Here is a 15,173-nt window from a genome sequence, read left to right as displayed (position 1 = left end):
ATCTTCAGCGCAATAAAATCAATCACTTGACTTTGCTTCACCAAGCTTTCGTTTCCGGTGTTTCCTTTTGTGATTCGACAGGGCTAGGGCGTTTGGCAGGGGCTTCTGGCACTCAGGGCAGGTTTGCTCACCGGTGTGATATTGCCTTTTGTGATTCGAAAGGGCTAGAGCGTTTGGCAGGGGCTTCTGGCAGTTGAGACAGGTTCGTTCTCCGGTGTGATATTGGCTTTTGTGAGCCGACAGGGCCTGACTGTTTGCCAAGGTCTTCTGGCACTCAGGGCAGGTTTGCTCTCCGGTGTGTTCTTTTCTTTTGTGATTCCACAGGGCTAAAGCGTTTGACAGGGTCTTCTGGCACTCAGGGCAGGTTTGCTCTCCGCTGTGTTCTTTTCTTTTGTGATTCCACAGGGCTAGAGCGTTTGACAGGGTCTTCTGGCACTCAGGGCAGGTTTGCTCTCCGCTGTGATATTTACTTTTGTGATTCGACAGGTCTTGAGCGCTTGGTAGGATCTTCTGGCACTCAGGGCAGGTTTGCTCTCCGGTGTGTTCTTTTCTTTTGTGATTCGACAGGGCATGAATGTTTCGCAGGGTTTTCTGGCACTCAGGGCAGGTTTGCTCTCCTCTGTGATAATGACTTTTGTGATCCGACAGGGCGTGAGCGTTTGGCAGGGTCGTCTGGCACTCAGGGCAGTGTTGCTCTCCAGTGTGTTCTTTTCTTTTGTGAGTCCACAGGGCTTGAGCGTTTGACAGGGTCTTCTGGCACTCAGGGCAGGTTTGCTCTCCACTGTGATATTGACTTTTGTGAGCCGACAGGGCTTGCGCGTTTGGCAGGGGTTTCTGGCACTCAGGGCAGGTTTGTTCTCCGGTGTGACATTTTCTTTTGTGATCCGACAGGGCTTGCGCGTGTGGCAGTGTCGTCTGGCACTCAGGGCAGGTTTTTTCTCCGGTGTGACATTTTCTTTTGTGATCCGACAGGGCTTGCGCGTGTGGCAGTGTCGTCTGGCACTCAGGGCAGGTTTGCTCTCCGGTGTGATATCGACTTTTGTGAACCGACAGGGCTTGCGCGTTTGGCACGGACTTCTGGCAGTCAGGGCAGGTTTGCTCTCCGGTATGGCATTTTCTTTTGTGATCCGACAGGGCTCGAGCGTTTGCCAGGCTCTTCCGGCACTCGGGGCAGGTTTGCTCTCCGGTGTGATATTTTCTTTTGTGAACCGACAGGGCATAAGCGTTTGGCAGGGGCTTCTGGCACTCAGGACAGGTTCGTTCTCCGGTGTGATATTGACTTTTGTGATTGTACAATGAGTTTTGAGAGCTAAGTAATTTTTCACAGCCGGGGTGATGACATCGGTATTTGTTGGAGCCTGCCTTCCTTTGTTTTTTCGCAGGTGGTGGATTTAATTTTAATGATGCACCGGTTGTGCTGTCATCTTCTGAGACAACTTTTGTACCTTCAGCAGGATGGCTTACCGGGCCAGATTCCCGGTCGCCTGTTTGCCAATAGACATCGCAAGCGAAAGAGTCATCTGAGGTTGAACGACACCGGGTACTTGTGGAAGGAGCGAGGATACAGACTCCTTGTTGATTACAACAGGGCTGTTCATGGCAATTTTTGTCAAGGCTATGTCGGGAGTCGGTGGGCTGACCCGAATTTTCATCATTGTTGTCGTTGTCGTATAAATAATGTGATTTTTCTGAATGTCTATTGAGCGACTGACCATGATCCTCTGACTCTGTTATCCGTGAATAGTTACCACCGCCCGTTCCGTACATCAAAGTGATGATCATGTGTGATGGTTCGTTTTGCATCAGCCTCCAATCAGTCATTGGCATTGCAGTTAATAGGCCCGGCTCAGTTTTTATAGACAAACTCTGGCTTGTCGAAGCCCCATTCTGACCAACCTCAACGATAAAACCATAAGTCTGCGGCTCAACCGGGCAGACGAAAGGCAAAAAGACCAATACGTGCGAGAGTAGACTGTTAATGGCTCTATCCTTTGTTTTCCCGGGATAGGAGCAGTGAGGATAGACGATACCCCCGCAGGTGATAGACAGATGGAAGTGAGCATTGCACTTCAGATCATGCGCAAACGTGTGCAGTGCTTTCCCTCCTGAGCCTGTAACAAGCAGAAGTCAATCACTTGACTTTACATCACCAAGCTTTCGTTTTCGGTGTTGCCTTCTGTGATCCGACAGGGCTTTCGTGTTTGACAGGGTCTTCTGGCACTCAGGGCAAGTTTGCTCTCCGCTGTGATGTCGAGTTTTGTGAGCCGACAGAGCCTGAGCATTTGGCAGGGTCGTCTGGCACTCTGGGCAGGTTTGCTCTCCTGTGTGATATTTTCTTTTGTGAGCCCACAGGGCTTGGTTGTTCGGCAGGGTCTTCTGGCACTCAGGGCAGGTTTGCTCTCCTGTGTGATATTTTCTTTTGTGATTCAACAGGGCTTGAGCGCTTGGCAGAGTCTGCTGGCATTCAGGGCAGGCTTGCTCTCCGGAGTGATATTGACTTTTGTGAGCCGACAGGGACTGAGCGTTTGCCAGGGTTCTCTGGCACTCAGGGCAGGTTTGCTTTCCCGTGTGATATTTTCTTTTATGATACGACAGGTCTATCGCGTTCGGCAGGGTCGTCTGGCAATCAGGGCAGTTTTGCTCTTCGCTGTGATCTTTTCTTTTGTGAGCCCACAGGGCTAAAGTGTTCGGCAGGTTCTTCTGGCACTCAGGGCAGGTTTGCTCTCCCGTGTGATGTTTTCTTTTATGATACGACAGGGCTTTCGCGTTCGGCAGGGGCTTCTGGCACTCAGGGCAGGTATGCTCTCCCGTGTGATAGTTTCTTTTGTGGTCTGACAGGGCTTGAGCGTTTGACAGGGACTTCTGGCACTCAGGGCAGGTTTGCTCTCCGCTGTGTTTTTTTCTTTTGTGATCCGACAGGGCTTGAGCGTTTGGCACGATCTTCTTGCACTCAGGGCAGGTTTGCTTTCCTGTGTGATCTTTTCTTTTGTGTGCCGACAGGCATTGAGCGCTTGGTAGGGGCTTCTGGCACTCAGGGCAGGTTTGCTCTCCCGTGTGATATTTTCTTTTATGATCCGACAGGGCTTTCGCATTTGGCACGCTCTTCTGGCAATCAGGGCAAGTTTGCTCTCCGGTGTGATCTTTTCTTTTGTGAACCGTCAGGGCATAAGCGTTTGGCAAGGGCTTCCGGCACTCGAGGCAGGTTCGTTCTCCGGTGTGATATTGACTTTTGTGATTGTACATTGAGGCTTGAGAGCTAAATGATTTTTCACAGCCGGGGTGATCACATCGGTATTTTTTGGAGTCCGCCTTCTTTTGTTTTTTCGCAGTAGGTGGATTTAGTTTTAATGATGAACCGGTCGTGCTGTCAGCTCCTGAGACAACTCTCGGTGCTTTGGCAGGATAGCTTACCGGGCCAGATTCCTGATCGCCTGTCTGCAGATAGACATCTGTTATGCAAGCGAAAGAGTCATCTGAAGTTGAACGACACTGGGTACTTGTGGAAGGAGCGAAGATACAAACCCCTTGTTGATTGCAACAGGGCTGTTCATGGCAATTTTTGTCAAGGCTATGTCGGGAGTCAGTGGGCCGACCCGAATTTTCATCATTATGGTCTTTGTCGTAGAGATAATGCGATTTTTCTGAATGTCTATTGAATGACCGACCATGATCCTCTGGCCCCGTTGTCCGGGAATAGTTACCGCCGCCCGTTCCGTACATCAAAGTGATGATCTGAAGTTTGTTTCGCCGACAGGGTTTGTCATCGATTGGTATGCCTGACCGGGAATATTCGTTTGTGCTGCTAATCTGTGGTGGTTCGTTTTGCCTCGGCCTCCAATCGGTCATTAGCATTGCAGGTAATATGCCCGGCTCAGTTTTTATAGAAAAACTCTGGCTTGTCGAGGCCCTATTCTGATCAACCTCAACGATAGAACCATAAGTCTGCGGCTCAACCGGGCAAACGAAAGGCAAAAAGACCAATACGTGCGAGAGTAGACTTTTAATAATTCTATCCTTTGTTTTCTTGGGATAGGAGCAGTGAGGATAGACGATAGTGAGCATTGCACTTCAGATCATGCCCAAACGTGTGCAGTGCCTTTCCCTCCTGGGCCTGTGACAAGCAGAAATCAATGACTTGACTCTACATCATCAAGCTTTCGTTTCCGGTGTTTTCTTCTGTGATTCGACAGGGCTTTCGCGTTTGGCAGGGTCTTCCGGCACTCTGGGCAGGTTTGCTCTCCGCTGTGTTCTTTTCTTTTGTGATCCCACAGGGCTTGAGCGTTTGGCAGGGTCTTCTGGCACTCTGGGCAGGTTTGCTCTCCGGTGTGATATTGACTTTTGTGAGTCGACAGGGCTTTCGCGTTTGGAAGGGCCTTCTGGCAATCAGGGCAGGTTTGCTCTCCGCTGTGTTCTTTTCTTCTGTGAGCCCACAGGGCTGGAGGGTTTGGCAGGGTCTTCTGGCACTCAGGGCAGGTTTGCTCTCCGCAGTGATAACGAATTTTGTGAGCCGATAGGGCTTGAGTGCTTGGTAGGGCCTTCTGGCACTCAGGGCAGGTTTGTTCTCCGGTGTGATATTTTCTTCTGTGATTCGACAGGGCTTTCGCGTTTGGCAGGGTCTTCCGGCACTCTGGGCAGGTTTGCTCTGCGCTGTGTTCTTTTCTTTTGTGATCCCACAGGGCTTGAGCGTTTGGCAGGGTCTTCTGGCACTCTGGGCAGGTTTGCTCTCCGGTGTGATATTGACTTTTGTGAGTCGACAGGGCTTTCGCGTTTGGAAGGGCCTTCTGGCAATCAGGGCAGGTTTGCTCTCCGCTGTGTTCTTTTCTTCTGTGAGCCCAGAGGGCTGGAGGGTTTGGCAGGGTCTTCTGGCACTCAGGGCAGGTTTGCTCTCCGCAGTGATAACGAATTTTGTGAGCCGATAGGGCTTGAGTGCTTGGTAGGGCCTTCTGACACTCAGGGCAGGTTTGTTCTCCGGTGTGATATTTTTTTTTGTGAGTCGACAGGGCTTGAGCGTTTCGCAGGGGCTCCTTGCAATCAGGGCAGACTTGCTCTCCGGTGTGCTCTTTTCTTTTGTGATACGCCAGGGTTTGATAGTTCGGCAGGGTTTTCTGGCACTCTGGGCAGGTTTGTTCTCCGGTGTGATATTTTTTTTTGTGAGCCCACAGGGCTTTCGCGTTTGGCAGGGGCTTCTGGCACTCTGGGCAGGTTTTCTCTCTAGCGTGATATCGACTTTTATGAACCGACAGGGCTTGAGCGTTTGGCAAGGTCTTCAGGCACTCTGGGCAGGTTCGCTCTCCGGTGTGATATCGTTTTTTGTGATCTGACAGGGCTTGATTGTGTGACAGGGTCGTCTGGCACTCAGGACAGGTTTGCTCTCCTCTGTGATATCGACTTTTGTGAGCCGACAAGGCATTCGCATTTGGCAGGATCTTCTGGCACTCAGGGCAGGTTTGCTCTCCGGTGTGTTCTTTTCTTTTGTGAGTCCACAGGGCTTCAGCGTTTGGCAGGGTCTTCTGGCACTCAGGGCAGGTTTGCTCTCCGGTGTGATATCGATTTTTGTGATCTGACAGGGCTTGAGTGTGTGACAGGGTCGTCTGGCACTCAGGGCAGGTTTGCTCTCCGGTGTGATATCGACTTTTGTGAGCCGACAGGGCATTCGCATTTGGCAGGGTCTTCTGGCACTCAGGGCAGGTTTGCTTTCCGGTGTGAGCATTTCTTTTGTGAAACGCCAGGGCTTGAGCGTTTGGCAGGGGCTTCTGGCACTCAGGGCAAGTTCGTTCTCCGGTGTGATATAGACTTTTGTGAGTGTGTAACGAGGTTTGAGAGCTAAGTGATTTTTCACAGCCGGGGTGATCACATCGGTACTTTTTGGAGCCTGCTTTCCTTTGTTTTTTCGCAGGAGGTGGATTTAATTTTAATGATGGATCGGTTGTACTTCCAGCTTCTGAGACAACTGTAGGACCTTCAGCAGGATGACTTACCGGGCCAGATTCCTGATCGCCTATTTGCCGATAGACATCTGTTGTGCAAAAGGAACTGTCATCTGAGGTTGAACGACACCGGGTACTTGCCGAAGGAGCGAGAATACATACTCCTTGTTGATTACAACAGGGCTGTTCATGACAATTTTTGTCAAGGCTATGTTGGGAGTCGGTGGGTCGGCCCGAATTTTCATCATTATGGTCGTTGTCGTATAAATAATGCGATTTTTCTGAATGTCTATTGAATGACTGATCATGATCCTCTGACCCTGTTGTCCCGGCATCGTTACCGCCGCCCGTTCCGTACATCAAAGTGATGATCTGAAGTTTATTTCGCCTGGAGGGTTTGTGATCGGGTAGCATGCCTGACCCTGAATATCCGTTTGTGCTGATCGTGTGTGATGGTTCGTTTTGCATTAGCCTCCAATCGGTCATTGGCATTGCAGTTAATACATCCGGCTCAGTTTTTATAGAAAAACTCTGGCTTGTCGAAGCCTCATTCTGATTAACCTCGACGATAAAACGATAAGTCTGCGGCTCAACCGGGCAAACGAAAGACACAAAGACCAATACGTACGAGAGTAGACTTTTAATAATTCTATCCTTTGTTTTCTTGGGATAGGAGCAGTGAGGATAGACGATAGTGAGCATTGCACTTCAGATCATGCCCAAACGTGTGCAGTGCCTTTCCCTCCCGGGCCTGTGACAAGCAGAAATCAATGACTTGACTCTACATCATCGAGCTTTCGTTTCCGGTGTTTTCTTCTGTGATTCGACAGGACTTTCGCGTTTGGCAGGGTCTTCCGGCACTCTGGGCAGGTTTTCTCTCCAGTGTGATATCGACTTTTATGAACCGACAGGGCTTTAGCGTTTGGCAGGGTCTTCAGGCACTCTGGGCAGGTTTGCTCTCCGCTGTGATAGTGTCTTTTGTGATCCGACAGGGCTTGAGCGTTTGACAGGATCTTCTGGCACTCAGGGCAGGTTTGCTCTCCGCTGTGATATCGACTTTTGTGAGCCGACAAGGCATTCGCATTTGGCAGGATCTTCTGGCACTCAGGGCAGGTTTTCTCTCCGGTATGATATCGAGTTTTGTGAGCCGACAGAGCTTGAGCATTTGGTAGGGTCTGCTGGCACTCAGGGCAGCTTTGCTCTCCGGTGTGATCTTTTCTTCTATGAGTCGACAGGGCTTGAGCGTTTGGCAAGGTCTGCTGGCACTCAGGGCAGGTTTGTTCTCCGGTGTGATCTTTTCTTCTGTGAGTCGACAGGGCTTGAGCGTTTGGCAGGGTCTGCTGGCATTCTGGGCAGGTTTGCTCTCCGCTGTGATATCGACTTTTGTGAGCCGACAGGGACTGAGCGTTTGCCAAGGTTCTCTGGCACTCAGTGCAGGTTTGCTTTCCGCTGTGAACTTTTCTTTTGTGAGCCAACAGGGCTTGAGCGTTTGGCATGGTCGTCCGGCACTCAAGGCAGGTTTGCTTTCCTCTGTGATATAAACTTTTATGAACCGACAGGACTTGAGCGTTTGGCATGGGCTTCTGGCACTCAGAGCAGGTTTGCTCTCCCGTGTGATATTTTCTTTTGTGATCCGACAGGACTTTCGTGTTTGGCAGGGTCTTCTGGCACTCAGGGCAGGTTTGCTCTCCGCTGTGATATTTACTTTTGTGATTCGACAGGTCTTGAGCGCTTGGTAGGATCTTCTGGCACTCAGGGCAGGTTTGCTCTCCGCTGTGATCTTTTCTTATGTGAGTCGAAAGGGTTTGAGCGTTTGGCAGGGTCTTCTGGCACTCAGGGCAGGTCCGTTCTCCGGAATGATATTGACTTTTGTGATTGCGCAATGAGGCTTGTGAGCCAAGTAATTTGTCACAGCCGGGGTGATCACATCGGTATTTTTTGGAGTCCGTCTTCTTTTGTTTTTTCGCAGGAGGTGGATTTAGTTTTAATGATGAACCGGTCGTGCTGTCAGCTCCTGAGACAACTCTCGGTGCTTTGGCAGGATGGCTTACCGGGTCAGATTCCTGATCTCCTGTCTGCAAATAGACATCTGTTGTGCTAGCGAAAGAGTCATCTGAGGTTGAACGACAGTGGGTACTTTTGTAAGGAGCGAAGATACAGACTCCTTGTTGATTACAACAGGGCTGTTCATGGCAATTTTTGTCAAGGCTATGTCGGGAGTCGGTGGGCTGACCCGAATTTTCATCATTGTTGTCGTTGTCGTTGTCGTTGTCGTATAAATAATGTGATTTTTCTGAATGTCTACTGAATGACTGTCCATGATCCTCTGACCCCGTTGTCCGGGAATAGTTACCGCCGCCCGTTCCGTACATCAAGGTGATGATCTGAAGTTGGTTTCGCCGACTGGGTTTGTCATCGGGTAGCATGCCTGACCCTGAATATCCGTCTGTGCTGGTCATGTGTGATGGTTCGTTTTGCATTAGCCTCCAATCGGTCATTGGCATTGCAGTTAATAGGTCCGGCTCAGTTTTTATAGAAAAACTCTGGCTTGTCGAAGCCTCATTCTGATCAACCTCAACGATAAAACAATAAGTCTGTGGCTCAACCGGGCAGACGAAAGGCAAAAAGACCAATATGTGGGAGAGTAGGCTGTTAATGGTTCTATCCTTTGTTTTCCAGGGATAGGAGCGGTGAGGATAGACGAGAAGATGAGGGGCACGAAACTAAAACATAGTGGTTCCTGGATTCTCTCACCCATGACAAAGGTTATGGAATTTTACTGAAACGCCGATGTTTTATATCTGATGACTGTCGTAAAGCCCGGTTTGATAAAAGCAATGAACTCAGCGACGATCACAGAGCTGAAGCCATAATCTACACAGATTGAAAGTGAACAGGCTTGCTCACCAGAAATGAGCAAGCCAGAGAAGCTTAAACGCCAAAGAACACAAACTTGAGGACAAAGAGCACAGCCAATACCCAGACACTGATACTGACATCGCTGGAACGTCCGGCCAGAACTTTAATCACCGGATAAGCGATGAATCCCAGAGCAATACCATTAGCAATAGAGAAGCTCAGTGGCATCATGATAGCGGTCATCATGACCGGTCCGGCTTCAGTCAGATCGTTCCAGTCGATATTAGCAAGGCTGCCCACCATCAGAACGGCAACATAAATCAGCGCTCCCGCAGTTGCATAAGCAGGTACCATCCCGGCCAGGGGAGAGAAGAAAGCACAGAGCAAAAACAGCAAACCAATGGTAACCGCTGTCAGACCGGTGCGACCTCCTGCGGCCACACCTGAAGCACTTTCAACGTAGGAAGTGACCGTCGGTGTACCCACCAGTGCACCCGCCCATGAAGCTGTACCGTCAGTGATCATGGCTCTGTTCATGTTGTGCATTTTGCCGTCTTTGTCAGCCAGACCGGCCTTGTCGCCCACAGCAATCAGGGTACCTGTCGTATCAAACAGATTGACGAACATGAAGGCAATAATGACACCCAGCATTTCAGGGTTGAGAGCGCCCATAATGTCCAGTCCACCAACGATAGGCATCATGCTGGGTGGTGCTGAAGCCACACCACTAAAGGTAACGTCACCGGCCAACAGGGCAATAGAGGTAACAACGGCAATAGCGATCAGCACAGCGGCTTTAAGGCCACGGAATGCCAGACCCAGAATAAGAAACAAACTGAGACAGGCCATCATGGGGCCAAACTGGGTGATGTCCCCCAACGTCACTATGGTGCCCGGGCTGGCCACCACAATGCCGGCATTTTTGAGACCAATCAGTGCCAGGAAGAGGCCAATACCGCTGGTGATTCCGACTCTGAGACCCACAGGAATGCTGTCTACAATCCATGCCCTGACTTTGAACAGGCTCAACAACATAAAGCCTACGCCGCCCCAAAATACAGCACCCATGGCTTCTTGCCAGGTGTAACCCATGCCCAGCACCACCGCGTAGGCAAAGAAGGCGTTCAACCCCATACCCGGAGCCAGTCCCACAGGCCAATTAGCGAAAAGACCTATAGCAATGGTACTGAGACCCGCAACCAGGCAGGTGGCAGTGAACAGGGCTCCCTTATCCATCCCGGCATCACCGAGCATGCCCGGAATGACAAACACCACATAACACATGGTAATAAAGGTCGTCAGACCTGCCATCACTTCAGTTTTTACTGTCGTGTTTTTGGCACTGAGTTTGAAGAGACGATCGAGCAGTGGTGCACTCTTATCCCCACCCATAACGGGTGACATTTCAGCGTTATCCATTCCAGACTCCATATAATTGTTGTTCTTATCGATGCAATGATCCAAGCAACTGATCAAAACTGATAATACTGAATTTACCCCGGGTCAATAAAAAACGATCCAAAGGTATACGAGGCTTTTTTGATGGCATTATTCGTTCCAGGACAGCTGAGTCTGCTGCCTGCCTCTTTAATACCAGCCTGTTTTTAATACCAGCATTTTGCTGATTTCGCTTGCTATTTTCCCGACCAAATAGTCAAATTACAAGTCGCAGATATGAGCTAAGAAAAATATTCTACGTAAATCAAAAACAAAAAAACGACCATGCAGAATATTTTTCCCTATAGAGAATTAGAATAAAGGAGTCAGTCGTCGTGATTCGATTTCTGCTCAACGAGACTCTGGTTGAACTTAGAGACACTCCCTCCGATACCACCGTACTGGACTACCTCCGGGGTAATCACAGCCACAATCCGGATAGAAAAACCGGCACCAAGGAGGGCTGTTGTTCAGGCGACTGCGGTGCCTGCACTGTGGTGGTTGCGGAGCCGGAGAACGACCGTCTGAACTATCAGACCATCAACGCCTGTATTGCTTTGCTACCGGCACTTAACGGCAAGCAACTGATCACCGTTGAAGATCTTGCTGAAGGTGAAAAACTGCACCCTGTTCAACAGGCCATGGTGGATCACCATGGCTCTCAGTGCGGTTTCTGTACGCCCGGCATTATCATGTCCCTGTTTGCCTTCCATCATGAAGCCCCCGCTAACAGACCTGACATTACTGAAGCTCTGGGTGGCAACCTTTGCCGTTGTACCGGCTACCAATCTATCGTTGATGCTGCTGATGAAATCGCCAGCTTGACACCTTCTGACCGCTTCAAGCATCAGGAACAGGAGATCGTTGAGAAACTCAACGCACTGCAAGCCCGGCTCGATAACACCGCCAATGGTGTGTTCATGCCCGATTCCGAGCAGGCGCTGGCTGATTATCTGTTGCAACATCCACAAGCCAGATTACTGGCCGGTGGCACCGACCTTGGGCTGGAAGTGACTCAACAGATGAAGGATTTACCGTCGCTGGTCACTCTGACCTCAGTCAATGAGTTAAAAGAGATCAGCTGTAGCGACCGGGAAATGATCATTGGCTCTGCGGCCAGCTTCCGTCAGCTGGAACCTCTGCTGGCCAGACACTTTCCTGAGTTTGCAGAAATGCTTTCACGTCTGGGCTCACAACAGATTCGAAATGTGGGCACTCTGGGCGGCAATATCGGTAATGCCTCGCCCATAGGCGACACGCCTCCTGTGTTACTGGCACTGGATGCAAAGGTTGAGCTGCGTAAAGGCAACACCATCAGATCCCTGCCTCTGGAAGATTTTTTCCTGGGCTACAAAAAGACGCTGCTCGAAGAAAGTGAATTTATTGCCCGCATTCGCATTCCACTCAAGCCGCATCAACTCAGGGTTTACAAGCTGAGCAAACGTTATGGTGATGATATATCTGCCGTTCTGGCCGCCATCAATCTGGAATTGAACGACAACGGAATCATTACCCGTGCCAGAGTCGCATTTGGAGGTATGGCAGCTATACCCAAACGGGCTTTGGCCTGCGAAAAAGCCCTGACAGGAAAAGAGGCCAGCGCCACTACTCTGCAGGAGGCCCAGAAAGCCATTCGTTCAGAATTCACACCACTGTCCGATGTCAGGGGCAGCAGCGACTATCGATTGCAGGCAGCCTGCAACCTGCTGGAAAGATACTTTCTGGAAATGTCCGGACAAACTGCAAGGATCATTGCTCATGCGTAAGTTACCGGATATCAGCAAAACCCGGTCTTCCCCGAAGACAGCCAAACACGACAGTGCCCATCTGCATGTCAGCGGCAAAGCCACCTATATCGATGATCGACCCGAAATGGCAGGTCAGTTACACGCCGGATTTGGCCTGTCTACCCAGGCCCATGCTGAAATCATCAGCATGGATCTGGAGGCAGTCAAAAACAGTCCCGGTGTGGTCATGGTCGTCACCGCTGACGACATTCCCGGACACAAAGACATTGGCCCGGTTTACCCTGGTGATATGTTGCTGGCTGATGGCAAGGTCGACTATATCGGTCAGCCGGTCTTTGCGGTAGCGGCCAGGTCTCATCTGGCTGCCAAAAAAGCGGCCAGAAAAGCAAACATTGAATATAAGGCGTTAGAGCCTGTGCTGGGCATTGATCAGGCCATGCAGGAAGAATCCTTTCTCAGACCTGAACATGTGATGCATAAAGGCGACGCCCATCGTGCCATTGCCGAAGCACCCAGACGACTCGAAGGTGCCATGAGCAACGGTGCCCAGGAACACTTTTATCTGGAAGGACAGATTGCCAGCGTCGTCCCTCTGGAAGATAACCAATACCATATTTACACCTCCAGCCAGCACCCTTCTGAAGTGCAGAAGCTGGTTGCAGAAGTTCTGGGCATTCCTTTGCACAAAGTCGTGGCGGACGTTCGACGCATGGGGGGAGGCTTTGGCGGTAAAGAAACCCAGGCTGCTGGTCCGGCCTGTATTGCAGCACTTCTGGCCAGTAAAACCGGACAACCCGTAAAATTTCGGGTCGACCGCTCACAGGACATGATGTCCACCGGCAAGCGCCACCCTTTCAGACACCGTTATCGGGCAGGCTTTGACAGTAAAGGAGTTATCAAGGGGATAGATATAGAGGTCGCAGGTGATGGCGGTTATTCCCCCGACCTGACAGACGCTATTGTCGACAGGGCCATGTTTCATTCCGACAATGCTTACTATCTCGATAATGCCATAGTCACTGGTCACCGCTGCAAAACCAACATTGCTTCCAACACCGCATTCAGAGGCTTTGGCGGGCCTCAGGGCATGTTGATAATAGAGCGGGCAATGGACGACATTGCTCGTGCTACCGGTCTTGACCCACTGGATGTTCGCCTGAATAACCTGTACGGCATTGGCGAACGAAATGTCACTCATTACCACCAGACCTTTGAACACAATGTTCTGCCGGAGCTGATGGCAAAACTGGAAGAGAGTTCTGAATACCGAAAGCGCAGGCAGGAGATTACAGCGTTCAACCGGAACAGCCCGGTATTAAAGAAAGGCTTGTCCATGACCCCGCTGAAGTTTGGTATCTCTTTCACGGCCAAACATCTCAATCAGGCTGGCGCTCTGGTCCATGTCTACACAGACGGCAGTATTCAGGTAAATCATGGCGGTACCGAGATGGGACAGGGGCTTTACGTTAAAGTGGCCCAGGTGGTTGCTCATGAATTTGGGGTTGGCCTGGATCAGGTACAAGTGACCTCCACCCGAACCGACAAGGTACCCAACACCTCTCCGACGGCGGCTTCCAGCGGCAGTGACCTGAACGGCAAGGCCGCACAGGATGCCTGTCAAAAAATTCGTGATCGCCTGATAACATTCGCTGCCGAACATTATCAGGAACAACCTGAAGATATTCAGTTCGCTGATGGTCATGTCCACATGAAAGAGCGGACCATTCCTTTTGTTGAACTGATTCAGGCCGCTTACTTCAATCGGGTTTCACTCTCCAGCTCAGGCTTTTACAGCACTCCCGAGATTCACTATGACCGGGAAACAGCCAGTGGCCGCCCTTTTTATTATTTCGCCTGCGGTGCTTCGGTATCCGAAGTGGTGGTGGATACCCTGACCGGTGAATACCGGGTGGAGCGGGTTGATATATTGCACGACGTTGGCAGATCACTGAACCCCGCCATTGACCGTGGCCAAATTGAAGGAGGGTTTATCCAGGGTATGGGCTGGATGACCACTGAAGAAGTGGTCTGGGATGAGCAGGGAAGATTGCTTAGTAACAACCCGGCGACTTACAAGATTCCTACGATTGAAGATCTACCGGCTATCTTTAACGTTGAGTTGTTCGAGCAGGATAATCCGGAGCATACGATTTATCATTCCAAAGCCACCGGCGAACCTCCCCTGATGCTCAGCATCTCGGTGTGGTCGGCAATACGTGATGCCGTTTCGAGCCTTTCAGACTACACCGTCAGCCCGGACATTGATGTTCCCGCGACTCCGGAAAGAGTGCTGAAAGCCATCTCGAAAATTAAAGAGCGGCCCCACACAGAACCTCTAAAAAAAGAGGAGGCCGCCTATGGAGTGGATTGACGCACTGTCAAAGCTCAAGCGTTCTGGTCTGCCTGGCGTTCTGGTGACCATCTTGGGATCAGCCGGTTCTGCGCCCAGAAAATCAGGCAGTAAAATGCTGGTCACAGAAGAAAAAAGCTTTGACACTGTGGGTGGCGGGCATCTTGAGTTTCTCCTGATTGAGAGAGCCAGGGAGCTGATGGCTTCAGATCAGCATGAGCCTGTTATGGAGCACTTCCCACTGGGTCCCCGGTTAGGTCAGTGCTGCGGTGGCAGTGTCAGCGTGATGCTGGAGCCCATTGCAGGCTGTCACTTCCATATCGCTCTGTTTGGGGCCGGGCATATTGGCAAAGCGCTTATTCATGTTCTTACGCCTCTGAATTGCCGTATTACCTGGATTGATAATCGGGCAGAACTTTTCCCCCGGAATACCCCTGAAAATGTCACCTGTATTCTCAGTGAACAGCCTGATGAAGAAGTGGCAGATCTGCCCGAAAACGCCTTTATTCTGGTGGTCACCCACAATCACCAGCTGGATTATGCGATTGCTGAACAGGCATTAAAACGATCAGACACTGGCTGGTTGGGCGTCATAGGCTCCGAGACTAAAGCCAGCAGATTCCATAAGCGTCTTGAGCATAAGGGCTTCAACCCGAAACGGATTGAGCAGATGAGATGTCCGGTCGGACTCAATGAAGTGGGAGGCAGAGAGCCCGCAGAGATCGCCATTGCCATTGCTGCAGAGATACTGGCTGTCAGAAATGGCTCTCGTGACAGCCTTGTCCGAAAAAGGGAGGGTATTCCCTGGCAGACACTCAAGAAATTAATAAACGACCACCACCAAGCCTGAAG

At 50.6% G+C, this 15,173-nt stretch carries 8 protein-coding genes; 3 read left to right on the top strand and 5 right to left on the bottom strand.

Annotated features, from left to right (window positions below):
- Positions 1-18 precede the first annotated feature (18 nt).
- From ACOMHB_RS02330 to ACOMHB_RS02310, 5 genes are all read right to left on the bottom strand, one after another.
- A complete protein-coding gene (locus ACOMHB_RS02330; RefSeq protein ID WP_448215337.1) occupies positions 19-1,803 on the bottom strand; it encodes a C2H2-type zinc finger protein in 1,785 nt (594 codons plus the stop codon).
- Between the two features lie 324 nt (positions 1,804-2,127).
- Complete coding sequence (locus ACOMHB_RS02325; protein WP_448215336.1) at positions 2,128-3,846, bottom strand: C2H2-type zinc finger protein; 1,719 nt, start codon at positions 3,844-3,846, stop codon at positions 2,128-2,130.
- Positions 3,847-4,127: 281 nt separating this feature from the next.
- On the bottom strand, positions 4,128-6,395 hold the full coding sequence (locus ACOMHB_RS02320) for a C2H2-type zinc finger protein (RefSeq protein WP_448215335.1): 2,268 nt from the start codon (positions 6,393-6,395) through the stop codon (positions 4,128-4,130).
- A gap of 299 nt (positions 6,396-6,694) precedes the next feature.
- Positions 6,695-8,407: a C2H2-type zinc finger protein gene (locus tag ACOMHB_RS02315; protein WP_448215334.1), complete on the bottom strand. Its 1,713-nt coding sequence runs from the start codon at positions 8,405-8,407 to the stop codon at positions 6,695-6,697.
- A 451-nt stretch (positions 8,408-8,858) separates the two neighbouring features.
- A complete protein-coding gene (locus ACOMHB_RS02310) occupies positions 8,859-10,205 on the bottom strand; it encodes an NCS2 family permease (protein WP_448215333.1) in 1,347 nt (448 codons plus the stop codon).
- A gap of 353 nt (positions 10,206-10,558) precedes the next feature.
- Between ACOMHB_RS02310 and xdhA the strand changes: the two genes are divergently transcribed.
- Genes xdhA through xdhC form a run of 3 tightly spaced genes read left to right on the top strand, consistent with a single transcriptional unit; the run spans position 10,559 to position 15,171 of the window.
- Entirely contained in the window at positions 10,559-11,989 is a 1,431-nt protein-coding gene (gene xdhA, locus ACOMHB_RS02305; protein ID WP_448215332.1) for a xanthine dehydrogenase small subunit, read from the top strand.
- Positions 11,982-14,342 carry a xanthine dehydrogenase molybdopterin binding subunit gene (gene xdhB, locus ACOMHB_RS02300; protein WP_448215331.1) on the top strand — a complete coding sequence of 787 codons (2,361 nt, stop codon included), beginning with the start codon at positions 11,982-11,984 and terminating at the stop codon, positions 14,340-14,342. Before xdhA ends, xdhB begins: the two co-directional genes overlap by 8 nt.
- Positions 14,329-15,171 carry a xanthine dehydrogenase accessory protein XdhC gene (xdhC, locus tag ACOMHB_RS02295; protein ID WP_448215330.1) on the top strand — a complete coding sequence of 281 codons (843 nt, stop codon included), beginning with the start codon at positions 14,329-14,331 and terminating at the stop codon, positions 15,169-15,171. The genes xdhB and xdhC overlap by 14 nt, the downstream gene beginning before the upstream one ends.
- Positions 15,172-15,173: the final 2 nt, after the last annotated feature.

The organism is Endozoicomonas sp. 2B-B (assembly GCF_053470045.1).
Note: the sequence above shows the minus strand (reverse complement) of the source record. Positions and strands in the feature narration are given on the sequence as shown.

Excerpts from the sequence above, each read along its gene's own strand:
- xdhB (WP_448215331.1), top strand. The coding sequence starts at position 11,982 with ATGCGTAAGTTACCGGATATCAGCAAAACCCGGTCTTCCCCGAAGACA.
- ACOMHB_RS02330 (WP_448215337.1), bottom strand. The coding sequence starts at position 1,803 with ATGCAAAACGAACCATCACACATGATCATCACTTTGATGTACGGAACG.
- ACOMHB_RS02315 (WP_448215334.1), bottom strand. The coding sequence starts at position 8,407 with ATGCAAAACGAACCATCACACATGACCAGCACAGACGGATATTCAGGG.
- ACOMHB_RS02325 (WP_448215336.1), bottom strand. The coding sequence starts at position 3,846 with ATGACCGATTGGAGGCCGAGGCAAAACGAACCACCACAGATTAGCAGC.
- ACOMHB_RS02320 (WP_448215335.1), bottom strand. The coding sequence starts at position 6,395 with ATGCAAAACGAACCATCACACACGATCAGCACAAACGGATATTCAGGG.
- ACOMHB_RS02310 (WP_448215333.1), bottom strand. The coding sequence starts at position 10,205 with ATGGATAACGCTGAAATGTCACCCGTTATGGGTGGGGATAAGAGTGCA.
- xdhC (WP_448215330.1), top strand. The coding sequence starts at position 14,329 with ATGGAGTGGATTGACGCACTGTCAAAGCTCAAGCGTTCTGGTCTGCCT.